This is a genomic window from Vibrio tritonius (assembly GCF_001547935.1).
GTDB lineage: Bacteria > Pseudomonadota > Gammaproteobacteria > Enterobacterales > Vibrionaceae > Vibrio > Vibrio tritonius.
In genome coordinates this window covers 249,493-272,899 of the sequence record NZ_AP014635.1, presented here as the reverse complement: position 1 = coordinate 272,899, position 23,407 = coordinate 249,493, and the positions used below count along the sequence as shown (strand labels likewise).

At 44.9% G+C, this 23,407-nt stretch carries 17 protein-coding genes and 2 pseudogenes; 11 read left to right on the top strand and 8 right to left on the bottom strand.

The window, feature by feature from the left end; translation table 11 throughout:
* Nucleotides 1-6: 6 nt before the first annotated feature.
* The 6 genes and pseudogenes from JCM16456_RS01175 to trxA form a co-directional block, all read right to left on the bottom strand.
* Nucleotides 7-276, bottom strand: coding sequence for a 2Fe-2S iron-sulfur cluster-binding protein (locus JCM16456_RS01175; RefSeq protein ID WP_068711679.1), 270 nt, complete (start codon nt 274-276; stop codon nt 7-9).
* Nucleotides 273-656 (bottom strand): annotated as a pseudogene (locus tag JCM16456_RS24420) (4-hydroxy-3-polyprenylbenzoate decarboxylase); the annotation flags it as partial. The pseudogene JCM16456_RS24420 and the gene JCM16456_RS01175, both read right to left, overlap by 4 nt.
* Before the next feature lie 89 nt (nt 657-745).
* Nucleotides 746-2,126: pseudogene (gene ubiD / locus JCM16456_RS01170) on the bottom strand (4-hydroxy-3-polyprenylbenzoate decarboxylase); the annotation flags it as partial.
* Between the two features lie 107 nt (nt 2,127-2,233).
* Nucleotides 2,234-3,217, bottom strand: coding sequence for a HEAT repeat domain-containing protein (locus JCM16456_RS01165; protein ID WP_068711675.1), 984 nt, complete (start codon nt 3,215-3,217; stop codon nt 2,234-2,236).
* 101 nt (nt 3,218-3,318) lie between these two features.
* Nucleotides 3,319-4,578 (bottom strand): transcription termination factor Rho, encoded by a 1,260-nt coding sequence (gene rho, locus JCM16456_RS01160; RefSeq protein ID WP_068711673.1) that lies wholly within the window; start codon nt 4,576-4,578, stop codon nt 3,319-3,321.
* A 201-nt stretch (nt 4,579-4,779) separates the two neighbouring features.
* Nucleotides 4,780-5,106, bottom strand: a complete 327-nt coding sequence (gene trxA / locus JCM16456_RS01155) for a thioredoxin TrxA (protein WP_068711671.1) — start codon at nt 5,104-5,106, stop codon at nt 4,780-4,782.
* Nucleotides 5,107-5,217: 111 nt separating this feature from the next.
* Here trxA and rhlB point away from each other — a divergent pair, with 111 nt between their 5' ends.
* Complete coding sequence (gene rhlB / locus JCM16456_RS01150; RefSeq protein ID WP_068711669.1) at nt 5,218-6,519, top strand: ATP-dependent RNA helicase RhlB; 1,302 nt, start codon at nt 5,218-5,220, stop codon at nt 6,517-6,519.
* Nucleotides 6,520-6,526: 7 nt separating this feature from the next.
* Complete coding sequence (gene gppA / locus JCM16456_RS01145; RefSeq protein ID WP_068711667.1) at nt 6,527-8,020, top strand: guanosine-5'-triphosphate,3'-diphosphate diphosphatase; 1,494 nt, start codon at nt 6,527-6,529, stop codon at nt 8,018-8,020.
* Between the two features lie 51 nt (nt 8,021-8,071).
* Here gppA and JCM16456_RS01140 read toward each other — a convergent pair whose 3' ends face one another.
* Both JCM16456_RS01140 and JCM16456_RS01135 read right to left on the bottom strand, forming a co-directional pair.
* On the bottom strand, nt 8,072-11,500 hold the full coding sequence (locus JCM16456_RS01140) for a hybrid sensor histidine kinase/response regulator (protein WP_068711665.1): 3,429 nt from the start codon (nt 11,498-11,500) through the stop codon (nt 8,072-8,074).
* Nucleotides 11,501-11,643: 143 nt separating this feature from the next.
* The gene (locus tag JCM16456_RS01135; RefSeq protein ID WP_068711663.1) at nt 11,644-12,846 is read right to left on the bottom strand and encodes a 3-phenylpropionate MFS transporter; all 1,203 of its coding nucleotides are present in this window, start codon (nt 12,844-12,846) and stop codon (nt 11,644-11,646) included.
* 219 nt (nt 12,847-13,065) lie between these two features.
* On the opposite strand from JCM16456_RS01135, the gene JCM16456_RS01130 reads away from it, so the two are divergent.
* From JCM16456_RS01130 to prmA, 9 genes are all read left to right on the top strand, one after another.
* Nucleotides 13,066-14,889 carry a DUF294 nucleotidyltransferase-like domain-containing protein gene (locus JCM16456_RS01130; RefSeq protein ID WP_068711661.1) on the top strand — a complete coding sequence of 608 codons (1,824 nt, stop codon included), beginning with the start codon at nt 13,066-13,068 and terminating at the stop codon, nt 14,887-14,889.
* A 12-nt stretch (nt 14,890-14,901) separates the two neighbouring features.
* Nucleotides 14,902-15,537: a 3'-5' exonuclease gene (locus tag JCM16456_RS01125; protein WP_068711659.1), complete on the top strand. Its 636-nt coding sequence runs from the start codon at nt 14,902-14,904 to the stop codon at nt 15,535-15,537.
* Between the two features lie 253 nt (nt 15,538-15,790).
* Nucleotides 15,791-17,743 (top strand): acetate--CoA ligase, encoded by a 1,953-nt coding sequence (acs, locus tag JCM16456_RS01120; RefSeq protein ID WP_068711657.1) that lies wholly within the window; start codon nt 15,791-15,793, stop codon nt 17,741-17,743.
* 355 nt (nt 17,744-18,098) lie between these two features.
* Nucleotides 18,099-18,551: a type II 3-dehydroquinate dehydratase gene (gene aroQ / locus JCM16456_RS01115; RefSeq protein WP_068711654.1), complete on the top strand. Its 453-nt coding sequence runs from the start codon at nt 18,099-18,101 to the stop codon at nt 18,549-18,551.
* A gap of 57 nt (nt 18,552-18,608) precedes the next feature.
* A complete protein-coding gene (gene accB, locus JCM16456_RS01110) occupies nt 18,609-19,073 on the top strand; it encodes an acetyl-CoA carboxylase biotin carboxyl carrier protein (RefSeq protein ID WP_068711653.1) in 465 nt (154 codons plus the stop codon).
* Between the two features lie 14 nt (nt 19,074-19,087).
* Nucleotides 19,088-20,431 (top strand): acetyl-CoA carboxylase biotin carboxylase subunit, encoded by a 1,344-nt coding sequence (gene accC / locus JCM16456_RS01105; protein ID WP_068711651.1) that lies wholly within the window; start codon nt 19,088-19,090, stop codon nt 20,429-20,431.
* 95 nt (nt 20,432-20,526) lie between these two features.
* Nucleotides 20,527-20,811: a YhdT family protein gene (locus JCM16456_RS01100; RefSeq protein ID WP_068711649.1), complete on the top strand. Its 285-nt coding sequence runs from the start codon at nt 20,527-20,529 to the stop codon at nt 20,809-20,811.
* Nucleotides 20,804-22,264 carry a sodium/pantothenate symporter gene (gene panF, locus JCM16456_RS01095; protein WP_068711647.1) on the top strand — a complete coding sequence of 487 codons (1,461 nt, stop codon included), beginning with the start codon at nt 20,804-20,806 and terminating at the stop codon, nt 22,262-22,264. Before JCM16456_RS01100 ends, panF begins: the two co-directional genes overlap by 8 nt.
* A 130-nt stretch (nt 22,265-22,394) precedes the next feature.
* Nucleotides 22,395-23,282 carry a 50S ribosomal protein L11 methyltransferase gene (gene prmA / locus JCM16456_RS01090; protein ID WP_068711645.1) on the top strand — a complete coding sequence of 296 codons (888 nt, stop codon included), beginning with the start codon at nt 22,395-22,397 and terminating at the stop codon, nt 23,280-23,282.
* Nucleotides 23,283-23,407: the final 125 nt, after the last annotated feature.

The following is a 23,407-nucleotide window of genomic DNA, read 5'->3' as shown; positions in this document are numbered from 1 at the left end:
CTAAACTTACTCATCAAAAGTAAGCACTAAATCACTTTCAGGGGAAGCTTGGCACGCAAACACCCAACCTAACTGCTGCTCTTTTTCTGTCAGCATGGGCTCAAGTTGATAGCTCACTTCACCTTCTACTTTTCGACATAGGCATGCAGCACATGCACCGACCTGACAACGATGTGGAAAAGAGATCTGCTGGTTGAGCGCAGCCTCTAACACCGTTTGCCCAGGTTCAACCTCAAACTGAATGTTACTAGGAAGCAATATAACAGTATGGGTCATAGGATATCTAACTCATCCCATAATTCATCAATCTTAGCTACCAGTTTAGGATCTTTCTTAATTGGTGTTCCCCACTCGCGCTCTACTTCACCAATAAATTTATTGGTAGCATCCAACGCTAACAACGAACTTCTTCCGCCGGTTGCTTTCAAACGAATAGAGTCTCGCTCAGGATCCATTCGCGTCGTGACTGCCCAGATCACATCATTCCAATCTTGGATATTCACATCCAAATCGAAAAGGGCAATAAACTTAACGTCGTGGCAGTCAGATAATGCATTGATTACCGCCTGCAGTATATCCTCAGATTGTCCCGCCTTATCTTTTTCCATATTAATTAAGATAAACCGTCCTTGTGCTGACTCAGGTAAATGAATATCTCGGATTCGTGGATATTGCAATTTCACAGCTTCTATTAAAGAAATCTCGGCACCCGTTTTCGATGACACCTTATTCATTTGGGTCATCTCTAACTCTGGCTCCCACTTAATAGTGGCATCCATCCCCAACTTTGAACCAAGGCCAACCACAGGCGAAGCAAAATCTAGGGAATCGATGGGAGTATTTTCAATAAAAAGTGAGTCAGCAACCGGCGCCATGTTATCCGTCATTGCTTTAATAACGTCATCCCAGTTCCGGGGATCAACACTCTCATCACAGACAATCACATACTTGGTATACATAAATTGACGTAAGAAAGACCACACCCCCATCATTACCCGCTTAGCATGTCCCGGATACTGCTTCTTCATCGTGACAACAGCCAATCGGTACGAACATCCTTCTGGGGGTAAGTAGAAATCCGTAATCTCTGGAAATTGCTTTTGCAAGATAGGCACAAAAACTTCATTTAGCGCCACACCCAAAACAGCTGGCTCATCCGGTGGACGCCCCGTATAAGTGCTGTGGTAAATTGGCTTCTTGCGCATAGAGACATGAGTCACTGTGAATACACGATGCATCTCTACTTCATTGTAATAACCAGTATGATCGCCATAAGGTCCCTCTTGAGCATACTCGTTTGGGTCGATGTACCCCTCTAATACCAGCTCTGCACTGGCAGGGATATCGAGATCATTACTTAAGGATTTAGTTACTTCGGAACGACTGCCACGTAAAAGCCCAGCAAAGGCATATTCAGATAATGTATCGGGAATAGGAGTGACAGCCGCAAGAATAGTGGCTGGGTCTGCACCAAATGCGACAGAGACAGGAAAAGGCTTACCCGGATTCGCTTCCTGCCAATCTTGGAAGTCTAGCGCACCACCGCGATGAGCAAGCCAACGCATGATGATCTTATTCTTGCCTATTTTTTGCTGGCGATAAATACCTATATTTTGCCGTTTTTTCGTTGGTCCTTTGGTAACCGTTAGTCCCCAAGTCAACAAAGGTGCTACATCATCAGCCCAGCAGCTCATCACTGGAATTTTATCGAGGTCGACATCGTCGCCTTGCCAGATCACTTCCTGACATGCAGCTCGACGAATGCGCTTAGCTGGCATATTCAAAACCTGTTTGAATACCGGTAACTTTTCCAGTGCCTCTTTCAATCCACGTGGCGGCTCTGGTTCTTTGAGATAAGCAAGCCATTTACCCACCTCTCGCAAACCTTGAACATCTTCTCGTCCCATGCCCAAAGCAACACGCTCTGGCGTACCAAATAAATTGGTCAGAACTGGCATATCGTAGCCAATAGGATTTTCGAATAGCAGCGCGGGACCACCAGCACGAAGCGTGCGGTCACTAATTTCTGTCATCTCATAGTCGGGATCTATAGGATGTTCAATACGTTTGAGTAGCCCATTTTGTTCCAAATAAGCTATGAATTCAGGTAAATCCTTAAAAATCATGAGTGTTTCGACGCTATTTAGGATAAAGCCAGTATAACAAAAAGTCCGATAACTCGTTTCTTCTTTTTTACAAAACCATCCTCTTCCAAAGAGGGCTTTTATGCTATCTAACGATTCAACGCCTGCATAATAGCTGTGGCTTTCACATGCTTATTCGAATCTAATAATTCTTGTAGCCAATTTTGTCGTCCATGCTCAACCAAGGTTCTCGCGACGCTCACTACATCGTTGTCATCAGACAACCGGTCCACTAAGAACTGTTTTACTTCATCACTCATGGGATCCACCTGGGCCAAAGCCCGTATTGCCAGATCCTTCAGACGAGGATTTTGTGCTGCCAGCATCAATTGTGAAATAGCGAATGGATCTTTACGGCTAGATAAACGCTCTAGTTCAGCTTCAATAGCACTGTCAGATCGCATTAACCATAACAATTTATATATGTCTTGATTGTGACTAATTTGCGCCAAACGAACCATAACCGCTGAAGAAGGCAACCAACTTGTCACCTTCACAGACGTAAGTTGATCAACCAAGCCTTGGATAGCAGCAACCGACAGTTTATCCAAATCTTCAATCAACAATTTTTCATGGGAAATACGATTGGGGCCAGACAACCACTGTTTCAAATTGAGATCTTTCATCTCCGCCTTCAAAACAAAATCAACTGCACGCTGATCTCGTTTCCAATGCTTTAACAAGCGTAGACCAATGGATGAGTAGTTGAAGGCAGGAACAGAGAACTCATACCCATCACCTTTCTCTGTTATCTGATAGACAGGTAAAATGCGATTCTGCAGTTGAACAAAATCAACCAATAAAGAAGAAAGCGACAAGTTCTGCTGCTCTATTTTTTGGAATAGCAAAAAACGGGCGGCTTCTTGCTGGGGTAAAGCCAACCTTTGAAGCGCAAAACTCAGTGCATCAATATTGTCTTGAATCGCGTAGTCATATAACTGTTCAACTTTATGCTGTAGGGTAACATCCTGCAGTAATTTCTGTTGTTCAGTCGTCGACATATCTACGGCAGAGACCGAACCTGTGTAGAGCGCTAGCGATAAAAGAAACGAGTACAACAATCCTTGTTGCATAATTAATCCTTATTTTCATTCTTATTAATTGTGGGCAAGCACTAACAAGAATGCAAACAAAAACACCACCCTAAAAGGTGGTGTTTTTCTGCCAATCAGACTTATTGACGACGCATCGCGTCGAAGAATTCGTCGTTGGTTTTGGTCATCGCCAATTTATCAATGAGGAATTCCATTGCATCAGTTTCACCCATAGGATGAACAATCTTACGCAAAATCCACATTTTCTGTAGCTCGTCAGTCTTAGTTAGCAACTCTTCGCGACGAGTACCAGAACGGTTGAAGTCAATCGCAGGGAAAACACGTTTCTCAGCAATCTTACGGTTCAAGTGCAGTTCCATGTTACCTGTACCTTTGAACTCTTCGTAAATCACTTCATCCATTTTAGAACCGGTATCAACTAGTGCTGTAGCGATGATAGTTAAGCTACCACCCTCTTCAACATTACGAGCAGCACCGAAGAAACGTTTTGGACGATGTAACGCATTGGCATCCACACCACCGGTCAGGACTTTACCTGATGAAGGCACGACAGTGTTGTATGCACGAGCAAGACGAGTGATAGAGTCAAGCAAGATAACCACGTCTTTTTTGTGTTCAACAAGACGTTTTGCTTTCTCGATAACCATTTCAGCCACTTGTACGTGACGAGAAGCCGGTTCATCAAACGTAGAAGCAACCACTTCGCCTTTAACAAGACGCTGCATCTCTGTTACTTCTTCTGGACGTTCATCGATAAGAAGAACCATCAATTCACATTCTGGGTGGTTGTAAGCAATACTTTGAGCGATGTTTTGTAGCAACATCGTTTTACCTGCTTTTGGTGGAGCAACGATAAGACCACGTTGACCTTTACCAATTGGAGCAGCTAAATCGAGAACACGTGCCGTAATATCCTCTGTTGAACCGTTACCACGTTCCATAACCATACGTTCGTTGGCATGTAGCGGAGTTAAGTTTTCAAATAGGATTTTATTACGGGCATTATCAGGCTTATCGTCGTTAACCGTGTTCACTTTTAGAAGTGCAAAGTAACGCTCACCTTCTTTTGGTGGACGGATTTTCCCGGCGATTGAATCGCCTGTACGCAAGTTAAAGCGGCGAATTTGGCTTGGAGACACGTAAATATCGTCTGGACCTGCCAGATATGAGCTGTCTGCGCTGCGTAGGAAACCAAAACCGTCTTGCAGAATTTCCAGCACCCCGTCGCCAAAGATATCTTCACCACTTTTTGCGTGCGCTTTAAGGATGGAGAAGATGATATCTTGTTTTCTCAGGCGTGCTAGATTCTCAAGGCCTAGGCTTTCACCAAGTTTCACAAGATCAGACACTGGTCTGTTCTTCAATTCAGTTAGATTCATTGTGGTGGATACTTGTTTAGTCAAAATAGGATCTGTTTTCTAGTTAAGTAAGAAGGATTTGGTCTCAGGATTGACCAAGAAGTGAACACTTGTTTAATTAACGTGCGATAAACTAGCACTAAAACTTAGCCTAGTCTAGAAATTGTTTTTTTCAAAAAACAAACCGCACATATTTCTATGTACGGTTTATGTAAATGCGAATTATAGGTTTGCGTCTAAGAATTCTTTAAGTTGAGTCTTCGACAATGCACCTACTTTTGTTGCAGCAACACTACCATCTTTAAACAAAAGAAGCGTTGGAATACCACGAATACCATATTTAGGTGGTGTACCTGCGTTTTGGTCGATGTTTAGTTTACCGATAGTGAGCTTGCCTTCATATTCTTCTGCGATTTCATCAAGAATAGGAGCAATCATTTTACAAGGACCACACCATTCTGCCCAAAAATCAACAAGAACAGGGCCTGCAGCATTGATTACATCAGCTTCAAAACTATCATCTGTTAGCTGCAAAAATTTATCACTCATCTTCCACTCCACTGTGTTTTTCTGAACTGGTTGCATACTAACCAGTAAATAGATGCTCTATTGGAATGTATTTACTTCCATATTGCAAGCCTAGGCTGATATTCTATAGCTATGAAAAAGACGCATATCACAGAGCAAAAATTCGCCGACTTCGGTTTACACCCGCAAGTCATTGATGGACTGAATAAAAAAGGGTTCGAATATTGCACCCCAATTCAGGCTATGGCGTTGCCGGTACTGCTCGCCGGCCAAGACATTGCAGGCCAAGCCCAAACAGGGACTGGTAAAACGCTTGCGTTTCTTACTGCTACTTTTAACCATTTACTCGTGACACCTGCACATGAAGGTCGTCAACCAACACAACCTCGTGCCATTATTATGGCTCCGACTCGTGAATTGGCGATCCAAATTTTTCATGATGCAGAATGTCTTATTGAGAGCACAGGACTCAAAGCAGCGCTTGCTTATGGCGGCGAAAGCTACGACAAACAGTTATCTAAACTGCAAGAAGGCGTCGATATTCTGATCGGCACCACAGGTCGTATCATCGATTTTTACAAACAACGTGTGTTTAATCTAAACAACATTCAAGCGGTTGTATTAGATGAAGCAGACCGTATGTTTGACCTAGGTTTCATTAAAGACATTCGTTTCCTTTTCCGTCGTATGCCGGAACCGAAAGATCGTCTCAACATGCTATTTTCAGCCACTCTGTCATACCGAGTGCAAGAACTGGCCTTTGAACACATGAACACCCCTGAACATGTGGTGGTGGAACCATCGCAAAAAACTGGTGCTCGTATTAAGGAAGAGTTGTTCTATCCATCAAACGAACACAAAATGTCGCTATTACAAACTCTTATTGAAGAAGAGTGGCCTGATCGTGCGATTATTTTTGCTAACACCAAACACCAATGTGAGAAAATTTGGGGCCATCTTGCCGCAGACAAACACCGTGTAGGTTTGCTAACCGGTGATGTACCTCAGAAAAAACGTGAGCGCATTCTTGAAGAATTCACTCGCGGCGAATTGGACATTTTGGTAGCAACTGACGTGGCAGCTCGTGGTTTACATATTCCACAGGTAACTCACGTCTTCAACTACGACTTACCCGACGATAGTGAGGACTACGTTCACCGTATTGGTCGTACCGGTCGCGCAGGCGAAAGCGGTAATTCCATCAGTTTTGCTTGTGAGCAATACGCAATCAATCTACCAGGTATTGAAGAGTATATTGAACACGCAATTCCTGTATCAGAGTACGATGCCACAGCGCTATTAACTGATTTACCAAAACCGATCGTGATGCGTAAAAACCAGCAACAACGTCGCACCAACACGGGTGGTTCTCGTCATTCTGGTAAACGTAAACCACAACGTCGTTCACATCATAATCAGAACAAGGATTCGTAATTCACCTATGAGTCACGATGTATCTTCTCCACTATACGCAGCCATCGATTTAGGCTCCAACAGCTTCCATATGTTGGTGGTCCGTCACATTGATGGCAGTGTGCAAACGATGGCAAAAATTAAGCGTAAAGTACGCTTAGCCGCTGGGCTTGATGAAAATAACGTATTAAGTCTAGAAGCGATGCAGCGCGGCTGGGACTGTTTGAGCCTATTTGCCGAGCGACTTCAAGATATTCCCAAAGAGAATATCCGCATCGTTGGAACCGCAACATTGCGTACAGCAAACAACGTTAATGAGTTTCTTGTTAAAGCTAATCAGATCCTCGGACACCCTATTGAAGTAATCCCCGGAGAAGAAGAAGCCGCCACCATTTACAAAGGTGTCGCGCATACTTCGGGAGGAATGGGGCGTCGTTTAGTCGTTGATATTGGTGGAGCAAGTACAGAGTTCATCATAGGTGAAGGATTTGAGGCCAAAGCACTCACCAGCTTAAAAATGGGGTGTGTCACTTGGTTAGAACGGCACTTTAAAGATCGTCAGCTCAACACGACGAACTTCAATAATGCGATTGCAGCCGCAAAACAGACCCTTGAGCCGATTTTAAAACAGTATTGTGAACTGGGTTGGAATGTTTGTGTTGGAGCCAGTGGCACCGTTCAGGCATTACAAGAAATCATGCTGGCTCAGGGGATGGACGAAATCATTACATTACCAAAACTGCAACGGTTGCAAAAACAAGCCATGATGTCGGCTCACCTTGAAGAGTTGGAAATCGAAGGATTAACTCTCGAACGTGCATTGGTATTCCCAAGTGGGTTATCCATTCTCATCGCGATTTTCGAATCATTCCATATCGAAGAGATGACATTAGCTGGTGGCGCTTTACGTGAAGGTCTCGTGTATGAGATGGTCGAAGGGTTACGTCAAGACGACATTCGCGCGCGAACACTTCGCAGCATTCAACGTCGCTACCAAATCGATCAATCTTATGCCCAACAGGTGGCAGATCTTGCAAGTAAGCTACTGCAACAATGTGGCAGTAGCGAATGGGTCGAAGAGAGCCAAGCAGAGATGCTGCTATGCAGTGCAGCGCAACTGCATGAAATAGGTTTGAGTATTGATTTTAAAAAAGGTGGCGAACACAGTGCGTATCTATTACAAAATCTAGATTTGCCTGGTTATACTCGCGCGCAAAAATACTACCTTGGCGAACTGGCAAGACGGTATCGGGAACAGCTAACCTCACTACCAGAGCAGCATGCACTATCTGGCACAAGTGCCAAACGTATTCTGCGTTTATTACGTTTAGCTGTGCTGCTTAGCCACCGTCGTCATACAGAACTCGAGCCAGAATTCAAACTCGAAGCAAATGGTGATGTCCTCACATTGACTCTTGATGCCCAATGGTTAAACAACAACCCATTAACTCGTACCGAACTCGAGCTAGAAGCGAACCGTCAAACAGATATCGGCTGGCCTCTGACCGTTATCGCGAAGTAACATCATTGAGAAATCTAATCTATGTTAACGCCCTCTTTGAGGGCGTTACTATTACTGCTGTAACATAGCACGTAACTTAAGCGGCTTAACTGGCTTAGGTAAAAAGCGAAAGCCATTAGATTTCACTGCATCAACAATTTCTGCCGTTCGGTCAGCACTGATGATCACACCAATAAACTCACTTCTCATTCGTAAACGAAATTGCTGCAATACTTCCAGTCCCGTTCTACCCTGTTCAAGACGATAATCCGACAAAATAACTTCCGGCAGCCATCCATCATCAATCACCTGTAAACTTGACACCAAATCGGTCGACGTTTTGACATCGCATCCCCAACGCTCAAGTAACTCTCTCATACCGAGTAAGATGCTCTCCTCATTATCAACACACAACACCTTTAATTGAGTTGCATCGTGCGCAGCCTCGCTAGGTGGAGAATATATCATCGCTGTAACCGGTCGTTGCGCTCGAGGAATAGAAACAGAAAATACACTGCCTTTCCCCGGCCAAGAGCGCATTGAAATTTCATGCCCCAATACTTGAGCAATGCCTTTAGAGATAGCCAATCCTAGCCCTAAACCTTGATCGGACCGAACTTGAGAGCCACGTGTAAACTCCTCAAAAATTTCCTGCTGCTTCTCTTCTTCGATACCAACACCATTGTCCCAAACTTCAACGCGCACACTATCATGCTCATGACGAACGCCAAGTACCACCTTGCCTTTGGAGCAGTAACGAAAGGCATTGGTGAGGAAGTTTTGAATTACCCGGCGCAACAATTTGACATCCGACACAATGTAAAGAGAAGAAGGTACCATATGAAATTCAATTTGCTGCAGCTTCGCTAACGCACGAAACTCTGCCGCTAGATTATCAAGGATATCGCCAACCGCAAAAGATTGCGGATAGACCTCCAACTTACCCGATTCCAAGCGTGATATATCGAGTAAATCGCCAATGAGATCTTCAGCAGCCCCCAAAGCACTTTCGATATGATGTGCCAAACGTTTTGTTTCTGCGTCTAAAGTAAGCTCACCCAGTGATGAAGAAAAAAGCCGAGCCGCATTGAGAGGTTGCATTAAATCGTGGCTCACCGCCGCTAAAAAACGCGATTTAGATTGCGATTCATGCTCTGAACGCTGAGTCGCAGTAACCAATTGACGGTTAAGTGTTTCCAATTGATGAGTTCGTTGCAAAACACGCTCTTCTAGATGTTCATTCGCTTCTTTCAAACTCTGTTCAACGCTACGAAACGCGGTAATGTCGTTAAAACTCATCACAAAACCACCGCCAGGCATCGGATTACCTTGCACTTCAATAACACGTCCATCTGGCCTTTCTCGCGCCGAAGTATGAGCGGTACCTTTTTCTAAATGACGTAAGCGTTTTTCAACATGCTCTTCAACATCACCAGGGCCACATAATCCTTGCTGAGCGTTGTGACGAATAATGTTTTCGATAGGTCGACCAACTTGAACTAATCCGGGTGGAAAGTTAAACAGTTCCAAATAGCGTTGATTCCACGCCACCAGCCGCAAATGTTTATCAACAACAGCCAAACCTTGACTAATATGCTCAATTGCACCTTGCAGCAACCCACGGCTAAAATCATACAATTCCGAAGCTTCATCAACAATCGTGGCGACATCTTCCAAATACATATTGCGACCTTGCAACGCAGAGGTCAGAACCAATTTGGCAGATGAGGCACCAAATACGCCAGCTAACACTCTCTCAGTATGACGAATCAATGAAGCAGGAGCCTGCTGACCAGGCAACAAAGTATCACCCTGAGCGTTCCAATATTGATTAAATGCCGTTCTTACTCGCGCTCTTCCCACAAAACGTGATGCCAGCATTTCAAGCTCATTTACCGTCACACGGCTTTGGTAAATGCTCATATTGTCATTATCTGGTAGAGGCGTACCGACAAAAGCTGCCGATTGCAATCGTTCACTTAAACTAGAACGAGTAAGCAGAGAAACCGTTGCATAACAAAGCGTATTCAAAATGATACTGAGCAACATTCCCCAATCTGCTACAGCAACACCTATATTTTGTAACCATAGAGGCGGTGTAATGACCCAAATAAGCACATTATTGTCAGCATCACCGGCTAACAACCCCGAAGCGCTCATCAGCGTAAGCAACCACACCGTAAAACCGATCGCTAAGCCAGAATAAACCCCTTTTCGGTTTCCCTCACGCCAATACATTCCACCCAACAGTGCTGGAGCAAACTGAGTGACAGCCGCAAAGGAAAGAAAGCCAATCGCAGACAAAGAAGGAATAACATCGAGTACTTGGTAAAAAAGCCATGCACCTATGAGCAGGAGAAAAATCAGCGTACGACGGACATTTGCCAACACATTGGCGATATGGCGGTGATTACGCTGACTCAAGCGCATGCGTCTTAACATTAATGGCATCACTAAATCATTCGACACCATTATAGCTAGTGCGATGGTAGATACGATAACCATGCCAGAAGCAGCAGAGGTACCCCCTAAAAAGGCAAGCAGTGCTATGGTGTCTGCGCCTACAAATTTAGGGATACTAATCATGTAGGTATCTGGAGAAATCCAACCTAGCATTCCCTGCCCAACCCAAGCAATAGGCAGAACAAATAGTGCCATTAACATTAAATAACATGGGAACATCCAACGTGCGGTATGTAAATCTTGCCCTTGTTCATTCTCCACCACTGTCGTGTGAAATTGCCGAGGTAAACAAATCACAGCAACCATTGTCATCAACAAATGAATGATCAACGTTGGCCAATTAGGCGACTGATAATGTTGTGCTGCAATCTCACTCATAGAAAAGTTCGGTGTTTTCCATGAAAGGTAACAAATAAAAATCCCCACACAGAGAAAACACACCAGTTTTACCACTGATTCAAAAGCTACAGCCATCATCATGCCACGGTGATGTTCCGTGTTATCTACCTGTCGTGTACCAAATAGCATGGTAAATAACGCCAAGGCCAAAACCACAAACCATGAAACGTTTGTACTGTCATAGTCCAATAGCGAAAATAGGTTGGGAGCCACCACATTTAACCCAGTAGTAATGGCACGAAGCTGCAGCGCAATATAGGGAAGGATGCCCACCACAGCAATCAAGGTTATCACTACGGATAGCCCCTGTGATTTTCCGTATCGGGCACCGATAAAATCCGCAATGGAAGTAATGTGTTCACGCTTTGCGATCAAAATCAGTCTGGCTATCACACGCCAACCAAACACAAATACCAATATAGGTGCAACATAAATGGGAAGAAAAGACCACGGATTCACACTGGCTTGCCCAACAGTGCCATAAAATGTCCACGATGTGCAGTAAACAGAAATAGACAGGCTATACACCCATGGGCGCCAATTCGCCAACCAACGAGTTTGACGGTCGCCATACCACGCAATCAAAAATAGCGTACCGAGATACAGCAATGATACTGGAATCACCAACCAATCTTGCATATCACATCCTGTCTCGTTCCATTCTCACATTTAGGTTAATCAGATGAACAAACAAATCCCGAGAAAACCGATAGTTAAAAAGAAAGCCTCTTCTAAGAGTAGAAGAGGCTTTCATTAAACCGAGGATATTTTTATCTCTCAATCTATGAGAGTGATTTCTGTGCGACAGCAGACTCTTTCGATGAGTTAGATCCTCTAATTTGCGAGCGCGGTATATCTAAACGAATAAATAAAGCGCCAATCCCCATCGCCGCCATCACCCAAAACACATTCGCGCCCCAATGGGAGAATCCCCACCCACTAAATGACGTCATAATCGCAATGCTCGCCCCTTGTGCGATGGCATTATATAGCGCTTGTAAGGCGACCATCCGACTCTGATTGGCAAATTGGATGTAGCGAATGGCCGCTAAATGAGCCAGAGCATAAGTCAAACTATGCAAAAGTTGCACAACAACCAAAGGAATCAATGCGGTCGTAGTTGCGGTAATCCCCCAACGAACAAAGACCGCAATCGCGGATACGTAAAAAAGTGTACGAACACTAAATCCCGAGAAAAGTCGTTTACTTAAAGCAAACAACAACACTTCAGCAACGACCCCCAAACTCCACAAATAACCAATAATATTTTCTGAATAACCAGACTCTTTCCAATACAACGATCCCACACTGTAGTAAGCCGCATGGCTGCCTTGAATAAGCGCAACCAACAATAGAAATTTCACGACCGACCATTCACGAAGCAACGCAAACAGTTTGGGGCGTGCCTTTTTCGTTTCTTCACTAAGAGACACAGGTAATGGGTTAGGTATTCTCAAACTCATCAGCCAAGTTGCCACGAAACCGCCCAATCCGACATAGAGAATCCAATGACTTCCATAGCGAGAAGCAAGGTATCCCACCAAGGTCGACCCCACGATAAAGGAGATCGACCCCCATACCCGAGTCGAACCGTAATCGAGCATGTTTTGCTTAGCATAATAATTGGCCATCGCATCTGGCAGCGGCATCATCGGCCCCATACATATATTGAACAACACCGTCATTAACGCCATTAACCAAAAACTGCCACCCGCAGTAAAATGGAGCGAAACCGCAATCATCCCGCCAAAAGCAAGCCACCTTAAGACAGGAAGAAAAAATTCGACTTTATGTACTCGAGGGGTAATCACCAAGTTAGACAAACATCGAGTTGCAAACCCTATTCCGACTAATGTCCCAATATCTTCGGTTGGAATGCCCTGCGAAGAGAACCACAGTGCCCAAAATGGCAAATAAACTCCGTACGCAAAAAAGAAGCCGAATAAATATTGGGATATCCATCCATAGGGAGAAGTTTTCAAAATAGCGGTCCTTGTCTCAAAGAGGTGACGGGCATTTATTATGCCGCTAACAAGGTGTTATCTAAAGTGATGATTCCTCAACTTATTGTGTCCATTTAGGAATCCTCTCCGGACAAGCAGTCAAACAAACTCAAGCTCAGATGATTAGACCAAAGTCGTCTGGAGCAGATAGATAAACCCGCCACACTTACTGATACCCAGTTCTGTTCGGACGATATCACCATGCCAGAAAAATTTGATATGCAGTCCCCACCTTTTGCTTGCTTAACCACGGGTGAGCAAAAAACACTACGTAACGCCTTAGATATCGCTTATTTTCGTCGTCACCAAGTCGTGGTTGAAGCCCAGCAACCCAGTCACTCACTGTATATTGTGATTAAAGGATTGGTTGAGGAAAAATCAGCGGAAAGCGGAGAAATTTACGCTCATTACACTCAAGAGGATTTGTTTGATGTTCGAGCCCTATTTGAGCCACTATCAAAACACCGCTATGTCGCGTTGGAAGACACCCTCACCTATTTGCTGCCTAAGGCAATATTTTTACAGTTTTACCAACAAAATGAAGAGTTCGCGTCCTACTTTAATACCAGCCTTGTCACCAGACGCGCCTTATTAGAAAAAGCACATCAACAAAAAAATATCGCCGAATTTATTCTAACCAAAGTAGACAGCTCCATTATCCAACCCGCACTCCAACTGCGACCTAACACAACCATAGAAGAAGCGACACTTGCCATGACAGAACGCGCTGTCGATTGTGCTTTAGTACTACTGTCACCAGAGACAAAAGAATCCGCACACAATACGAGCGCGAGCTACGCCATTATCACTCAAACCAATTTGCTGCATGCCTTGGTCATACAACACCAAGACCTCACTAGCCCAATTGGGTCTATCGCAACAACGCCAGTTCTTGCCGTCGAGCAAGGTGATTACCTTTTTGATGCAATGGTGCAAATGACCCGAAGAAAAGTGAAGCGCTTAATGGTGACACACAACGGCAGTGCCGTTGGGATGTTGGACATGACTCAAATTCTGAGTATCTTCTCAACTCACTCTCATATCATTACCTTAGCCATCGCGCGAGCAGATAACCTAGAAGCCCTTGCAGAAGCAGCGAACAAACAACGTGTGTTAGTGGAAAGCTTATACAATCGAGGGGTAAGAACTCGTTTTATCATGGAGCTTATCTCCGCAGTCAATGAACAGATTATGGAGAAAGCCTTCTCTTTGCTCGTACCACCTGAACGCCAAAAACAGTGCTGTTTAATGGTACTCGGCTCAGAAGGCCGACATGAACAGATCCTCAAGACCGATCAAGATAACGCGCTGATCATCGCCAATCATGCCGATTGGCCCGACTATGAACAAACCATGCAACAAATAACCCAAACCCTATTAGACCTAGGCTACCCACTTTGCCCCGGTGGCGTAATGGTAAAAAACAGTCAATGGGTAAAATCTCAGCAGGATTGGGATAACACTCTTCAGCAGTGGTGCCAAAGTCGCAATGCAGAAGAACTGATGCGATTGGCAATTGTTGCTGATGCCCACTGTGTTGCAGGCGATGCCGCTCTTATGGCTTCTTTAAAACACACCTTAAATCGGCTTACACTTCATCAAGAAGCCCTACTGGCCGACTTTGCACGTCCAGCACTCGCATTCTCATCGCCGTTAACGTTATTTGGGCAAGTGAAACAAGACAAAAGCGGTTTAGATATCAAACAAGGCGGTATTTTCCCGGTAGTGCATGGCATTCGAACCCTCAGCTTGGAATATGGAATATCGGTTACCAATACGTTTGAACGCATTAGCGCACTGCAACAAAAATGTGTTCTAGATAAACAAACAGCCGAAAACCTTTCAGAAGCATTAAAGCTGTTTTTCAAACTGCGTTTAGCTCAACAACTGAAACACCATCAAAACATCAACCAATTAAATGTAAGAGAGCTCGACCGTGCTGAACGAGACCTGCTACGTCATAGTCTGCATGTGGTGAAAAAATTCAAGCAGTGGCTCGCTTATCACTATCAAATTCGTGACTAGAAGGTATACCCAATGAACTGGCTACTTAGACATTTATGGTCTTATAAATTAGAAGGTTCTGCCTATCAATACCTATTTGATGCCCCATCGAAACAAGAGTTTGTCTCGCTCGACTGCGAGACCACCAGCCTTGATCCTGAGCGAGCAGATCTTGTGAGCATCGCAGCGGTTAAAATCAATGACAACAGAGTATTACTTAGCCAGCCTTTTGATATCCGTTTAGCCGCACCTCACTCACTTGATTCAGCTTCCGTAAAAATACATCAACTCCGTCATCAAGACCTCCACGACGGACTCAACGAAAAAGAGGCACTCCAGCAGCTTCTCGCCTTTATTGGTAACCGTCCATTAGTTGGCTATCACATTCGCTACGATAAAAAAATTCTTGATATTGCTTGTCGTAAACAACTGGGGTTTCCTCTTCCCAATCCTCTAATTGAAGTAAGCCAACTTTACCAAGAGCAACTCGAGAAACAGCTCCCCAATGCGTATATCGATCTCAGCCTTGATGCCATTTGTCGCCACCTAGATCTACCGCTTCAGGACAAGCACGACGCTTTACAAGACGCTATCGCTGCCGCACTGATTTTTGTGCGCTTAACTCATGGTGATTTACCATCGTTAAAATCCCCACAGCATCATAGATAACGATGTGAACTCACTCTCTCTTTCGACATTTCAATAAGATAGCCTTCGACTAAAGACAGCAAGCTCACCTTACCTTAGCCTAAAGCTGAATTGATGCTTTAAGTTGATATTTTCCATGCTCATTCTTTTCCTTGCTTACTCCTAAAGTCTAATTGTGTATTCGAGGCCCGTGACTAAAGGTTATAGGCAGAACAAATTTTCTGTTACACCTACGCCCACAAGGAAATTTGACGATTTCACAAGGAGAAAGATAATGAGTGAATCGCACGTTTATCCGGTCAAAAGCACAATAAAAGCGCACACCCATGCCGATAATGAAACCTACTTAAACATGTATCAGCAATCTGTGAATAACCCAGATGCCTTCTGGGCTGAACATGGAAAAATTGTTGATTGGATAAAACCTTATACTCGAGTCAAACACACCTCATTCGATACCGGCCATGTAGATATACGCTGGTTTGATGATGGACAACTGAACGTCTCTGCTAACTGCCTAGACCGCCATCTCGCAGATCATGGTGATGATGTCGCGATCATTTGGGAAGGCGACGATCCAACACAAGATGACAAGATCACTTTCTCTCAGCTTCATCAGAGTGTTTGTCGTTTTGCTAATGCACTCAAAGATCAAGGGGTAAAAAAAGGCGATGTGGTTTGCCTATACATGCCAATGGTCCCCGAAGCGGCAGTCGCCATGCTCGCCTGTACCCGAATAGGAGCAGTGCATACTGTCGTATTCGGAGGCTTCTCTCCCGAAGCGCTGGCGGGCCGTATCGTCGACTCCAACGCAAAAATCGTGGTCACCGCCGATGAAGGCATTCGTGCTGGCCGCCCTGTCCCACTCAAGAAAAATGTCGATGAAGCCCTGGCCAACCCCAGTGTCAACGGCGTAAAAAGTGTGATTGTATTTCAACGCACAGGAGGAGAAGTTGCTTGGGATAGTAGTCGCGATGTTTGGTGGCATGACGCAATAGCTAAAGTCAGCGACCAATGCCCACCAGAACCAATGAACGCAGAAGATCCACTCTTCATCTTGTATACCTCTGGTTCAACGGGTAAACCTAAAGGCGTATTGCACACCACCGGGGGCTATCTGGTTTATGCCACCATGACTTTTAAGTATGTCTTTGATTATCAGCCTGATGATGTGTTCTGGTGTACCGCCGATGTGGGGTGGATTACCGGACATACCTATTTAATTTACGGCCCGCTATCTAACGGGGCAAAAACGATTTTGTTTGAAGGTGTACCAAATTATCCATCAACCAGTCGTATGAGCGAAGTAGTCGATAAACATCAAGTCACCTTACTCTACACCGCACCGACCGCCATTCGAGCCTTGATGGCTAAAGGGGACGAGGCGGTGAAAGGCACTTCTCGTTCAAGCCTACGCATCATGGGCTCAGTCGGAGAGCCTATCAACCCAGAAGCATGGACGTGGTACTACAAAACCATTGGTAATGAGAACTCCCCTATCGTTGATACATGGTGGCAAACTGAAACCGGGGGAATTTTGATCACTCCTCTACCGGGTGCCACAGAGTTAAAACCCGGCTCAGCAACTCGTCCTTTTTTTGGTGTACAGCCAGCACTAGTTGATAACGAAGGAAACCTACTAGAAGGTGCTACAGAGGGTAACTTAGTTATTACTGACTCATGGCCAGGACAAATGCGCACAGTATATGGCGATCATGAACGTTTTGAACAAACCTACTTTTCGACCTTTAAAGGCATGTACTTTACTGGCGATGGCGCAAGACGAGATGAAGACGGTTACTTTTGGATTACAGGGCGAGTAGATGACGTACTCAACGTTTCCGGTCACCGTATGGGAACGGCCGAAATCGAATCAGCTCTTGTTGCCTTTGATAAAATTGCAGAAGCGGCGGTAGTCGGAGTTCCCCACGACATTAAAGGCCAAGCCATTTATGCCTACATCACTCTCAATGACGGAGTTTACCCCGATGCTCAACTACACAAAGAAGTGAAAGACTGGGTAAGAAAAGAGATTGGTCCAATCGCGACCCCAGATGTTTTACATTGGACAGACGCATTACCCAAAACTCGCTCAGGAAAAATCATGCGTCGCATACTGCGTAAAATTGCCACGGGTGACACAGGTAATCTCGGTGATACCTCCACACTTGCCGACCCAAGCGTTGTCGATCGCTTAATCACTGAGAAAGCTAAATACACTCAGTAAACTTAATTTATTAATTCATCAATAAAGTTATATCGATCGCATAAAAACTCCGAATACCCAGTAATCGGAGTTTTTTATTGGCTTTACTCTTCTCGATTATGAACAATAGTATTAAAGTGCAATGAGAAAACACTCAACTCCGCAGTACCCTCACAATCAGTACGGTGTTCATTTCCCCATTTAACAAATAAAACTAGCTGATTAGACCAGTAAATTGCTGCCATTTGTTGTGAATTAGCTATAATCTTGGTCAATTTTAAAAATCAGCGGAATTTTGACAAATATTTGGCGTCAAATGCACTATGATGAGGGTACGTTTTCGATTTCATCTACTATAAAGGAAGATAACCGCACAATGACTGCAAAATCACGCATTCTTGTTCTCAATGGACCAAACCTAAATTTATTAGGTTTACGTGAACCAGCACACTATGGCTCACAAACGTTAGAACAAATCGTAACGACGTTACGTGAACAAGCAATAAACGCAGGCATTGAGCTGGAGCACCTTCAGTCTAACCGTGAATATGAATTGGTAGAAGCGATTCACCAAGCGTACGGGAAAGTAGATTTTATCGTCATTAACCCAGCAGCATTTACCCATACAAGTGTAGCGCTACGTGATGCCTTACTTGGTGTAGCTATCCCGTTTATTGAAGTGCACTTGTCAAACATTCATGCGCGAGAGCCATTCCGCCATCACTCTTACTTGTCAGATAAAGCACAAGGTGTGATTTGTGGCTTAGGCGCACAAGGTTATCAATTCGCTTTGTCGGCAGCGCTAAATTACCTGCAGACGAAGAAATAAATCACTCTGCAGTCCCTTGTGGGGCTGTCTTATTCACAGATAAAAGAGAAAGAAACAATGGATATTCGTAAAATCAAGAAGCTTATCGAACTAGTTGAAGAGTCTGGCATTGCTGAGCTAGAAATCTCTGAAGGCGAAGAATCGGTACGTATCAGCCGTAATAGCCCTGCACAAGTTGCTGCACCTATTCAATATGCTGCGGCACCTGCTCCAGTAGCAGCTCCAGCTCCAGCGGCTCCAGTAGCGGCATCTGCTCCAGCAGCGGCTCCAGCTTCTCAAGAACCAGCGGGTCACAAAGTACTTTCTCCAATGGTTGGCACGTTCTACGGCTCTCCTAGCCCAGACGCTAAAGCATTCGTTGAAGTTGGTCAAAGTGTAAACGTTGGCGATACTCTATGTATCGTTGAAGCGATGAAAATGATGAACCAAATCGAAGCAGACAAAGCTGGTGTAGTAAAAGCTATCCTAGTTGAAGACGGTCAACCTGTAGAATTTGATCAACCACTTGTTATCATCGAATAAGTGGAGCTGAAATCATGTTAGACAAAATTGTCATCGCGAACCGAGGCGAAATTGCGCTTCGTATCCTTCGCGCCTGTAAAGAACTCGGCATCAAAACCGTTGCTGTTCACTCAACAGCTGACCGTGATTTGAAACACGTTCTACTGGCCGACGAAACTATCTGTATCGGTCCTGCTCGCAGTATCGACAGCTACCTGAACATCCCTCGCCTCATTTCTGCTGCAGAAGTAACAGGCGCAGTGGCGATTCACCCTGGCTACGGTTTCCTATCTGAAAACGCAGACTTTGCAGAGCAAGTGGAACAATCTGGCTTTATCTTTATCGGCCCTAAAGCGGAAACCATCCGCATGATGGGTGATAAAGTGTCAGCAATCACTGCAATGAAAAAAGCAGGCGTGCCTTGTGTACCAGGTTCAGACGGTCCACTAGATAACGATGAAGCGAAAAACAAAGCTCACGCTAAGCGTATCGGCTATCCTGTCATCATCAAAGCATCAGGTGGCGGCGGCGGTCGTGGTATGCGTGTAGTTCGCTCTGAAGCTGAACTCATCAACTCGATTGCAATGACTCGTGCAGAAGCGAAAGCAGCATTCAACAACGACATCGTTTACATGGAGAAATACCTTGAAAACCCTCGTCACGTTGAAGTTCAAGTTTTGGCTGATGGCCAAGGCGGCGCAATTCACCTAGGTGAACGTGACTGTTCTATGCAACGTCGTCACCAAAAAGTGGTTGAAGAAGCTCCAGCACCGGGTATCACTGAAGAAATGCGTAAGTACATCGGTGAACGTTGTACTCGTGCATGTCTAGAAATCGGCTACCGCGGTGCAGGTACTTTTGAGTTCCTATACGAAAACGGCGAATTCTACTTCATCGAAATGAACACCCGTGTTCAAGTTGAGCACCCAGTAACTGAAATGGTCACTGGCGTCGATATCATCAAAGAGCAGTTGCGTATCGCAGCGGGTCAACCTTTGTCATTTACTCAAGATGATATTAAGATTCGTGGCCATGCAATGGAATGCCGTATTAACGCGGAAGATCCTGAGCGCTTCCTGCCATGCCCTGGCAAAATCGACATGTTCCATGCTCCTGGTGGCATGGGCGTTCGTTGGGAATCGCACATCTACTCTGGTTATACCGTTCCTGCATACTACGATTCAATGATCGGCAAACTGATCACTTACGGTGAAAACCGCGATGTCGCTATCGCTCGTATGCGTAACGCACTTAACGAGATGATTGTTGAAGGGATTAAAACTAACGTTCCTCTACAACAATCGATCATGCTGGATGAAAACTTCCAGAATGGCGGTACCAACATCCACTATTTGGAGAAAAAACTGGGTCTGCAATAATCAGCCAGTCGCTTCTTTAAATACGAAAGGTCACCTACGGGTGGCCTTTTCATTTATATAACGTTTCATTTATGAAAATAAACAAGGGAGATTGCATGTCTAAGCTCACTGACATCTATCGTCAGGCGCATAAAGAAGCCTTCTTGGCTTTCGCTCTTGCTGTCCTGTATTTCCTCTGGTGGTATGCCACCGCCTACGGTTTGTCTCCTACAACAGACAATCACACCATGCCCACACTGTATTGGGGCTTTCCTTTATGGTTCCTGCTTTCGTGCATTATCGGCCCACTGCTTTTCACCATCTTATGTATCGTTATGGTGAAAGTATTTTACAAAGACGTACCATTGGATATCGCTGCGGATGAGGACAATCATGAATAGCGAACTGCTCATTCCTCTCGTAATATACCTTATAGCGGTCTTTGCTTTGGCGGCGTTTACTCGACGTTTCAAAAGCAAAAATCACTTTTTAAATGAATATTTTGTTGGCGGACGCAGCATGGGTGGTTTTGTGCTTGCCATGACCCTTTCCGCCACTTACGCCAGTGCCAGTAGTTTTATTGGCGGCCCGGGCGCGGCTTACAAAATGGGGCTGGGATGGGTTTTACTTACCATGATCCAATTGCCTGTCGCGTGGCTTACCCTAGGAGTTCTCGGCAAAAAATTCGCTATTGAAGCTCGTCGTCACAACGCTGTTACCGTAAACGACATCCTTTACGCTCGCTTTAAAAGCCGTCCCGTGGTGATTCTGGCATCACTGTCTCTACTGCTCGCCTTCTTTGGCACCATGGTAGTTCAGTTTGTGGGAGGAGCTCGTTTACTCCAAACAGTCACAGGCCTACCTTACCAACAAGGGCTGTTTATCTTCGCCTTTACCGTGGGTTTATACACCACAATTGGCGGCTTTAGAGCCGTAGTCTTAACCGATGCAGTACAAGGTATCATGATGTTAATTGGTACTGTCGCACTGCTGTGGGGCGTAATTCATGTTGGCGGCAGTGTCGGAGAATTGGTCACCAAACTGCATGATATTGACCCATCACTCGTAACGCCTTATGGCCCTAATCACTTTATCAGCCAACCGTTCATTTTAAGTTTCTGGGTTTTGGTCTGTTTTGGTGTGATTGGCCTTCCCCACGCGGCGGTACGCTGCATGTCTTATCGCGATAGCCGCTCTGTGCATAAGGGCATGATCATTGGCACCATAGTGGTCGCACTATTGATGTTAGGTACTTCACTAGCAGGCGCTCTTGGCCGAGCCATCGTGCCAGAAGTTGGTAGTCCAGACCAAATTATGCCAACACTAATGATGACCGTACTCCCTCCTGTCGTAGCAGGGATTTTCTTAGCAGGGCCAATGGCGGCTATTATGTCAACCATCGACTCACAACTGATTCAAGCATCGGCAACACTACTTAAAGATTTGTACATCAACTACATCAATCCACAAGTGGTCGAGAGAGCAGACGGCGAACGTCGTTTGAACCGTCTATCACTTTGGGTTACCGCTATCTTTGCCCTTTTGGTTTTTTGTGCGGCCACCAACCCACCGGATATGATCATTTGGCTCAACTTAATGGCCTTTGGTGCTCTACAAGCGGCTTTTCTTTGGCCACTGGTCTTGGGTCTTTACTGGAAAAAAGCCTCGGCAGCTGGAGCATCAAGTTCGATGGTCGTTGGCCTTGTCACCTTCATTTTACTGAGCTGGCTAAAACCCGATCTCGGTGGAGTGCATCCAATTGTGCCCACCCAAATCATCAGCCTCATTGTGTTTGTTATCGGCAGTCTACTAAAACCGAAAAGCAACAAAATGGTGGCACCTGAAACCACCTAACACTTTGAAATAGAACGGAGCCAATTGGCTCCGTTTTCTTTTCTTCATCACTCATGATGTGGATAAGATGCCATCACGCAGGGGATCTGATAAACTTCGCCCCCTAAATTCCTAATGAGAGTCATGTGAGATGCCTTGGATTCAAATTAAGCTGAATGCTACAAACGAAAATGCCGAAGCCATTGGCGATATGCTAATGGAAGAAACAGGTGCGCTATCTGTTACTTTTTTAGATGCAAAAGATACCCCTGTTTTTGAACCACTACCGGGGGAAACCCGCCTTTGGGGTGACACCGATGTATTGGCACTTTACGATGCAGAGATCGACACAGCTCAAGTTTTAGCTCAAATCCAAGCAAGCCCTCTTTTGGCAGACGACTTTGCACATAAAGTTGAACAGATTGAAGATAAAGATTGGGAACGCGAATGGATGGACAACTTCCATCCTATGAAGTTTGGTGAACGTTTATGGATTTGTCCAAGCTGGCGTGATATCCCAGAACCTGATGCCGTTAACGTTATGCTTGATCCAGGCTTAGCATTTGGTACAGGTACCCACCCAACAACCGCTCTATGCCTGCAATGGTTAGATAGCCTAGATCTGTCAGGCAAAACCGTTATCGATTTTGGTTGTGGTTCAGGTATTCTCGCTATTGCCGCGATCAAATTGGGTGCAGCCAAAGTTATCGGTATTGATATCGACCCTCAAGCGCTACAAGCATCAAAAGACAATGCTGCACGTAACGGTGTAGAAGATCAGATCGAAGTTTACCTGCCGCAAAACCAACCAGAAGGGTTAGTAGCAGACGTAGTGGTTGCGAACATTCTTGCCGGCCCACTACGTGAACTTTCACCTGTCATTAAAAGCCTCATCAAACCGAACGGTCAATTAGCCATGTCTGGTGTGCTAGACACTCAAGCGGAAGATGTTGCCAATTACTACCGTGATGAATTGAATATCGACCCAATTGTTGAGATGCAAGAATGGTGTCGCATCACTGGCCGCAAACACAGCTAGAGAAAGGTTTGTACGCTAATTGACTGAAAAACCAACAAATTACAAAAACAATTTGTAAATGCTCAAATATTAGTCTTTTCACGCAGTGAAAAAATGCGTAAAATGCGCGCCCTTGCTGGTACAGA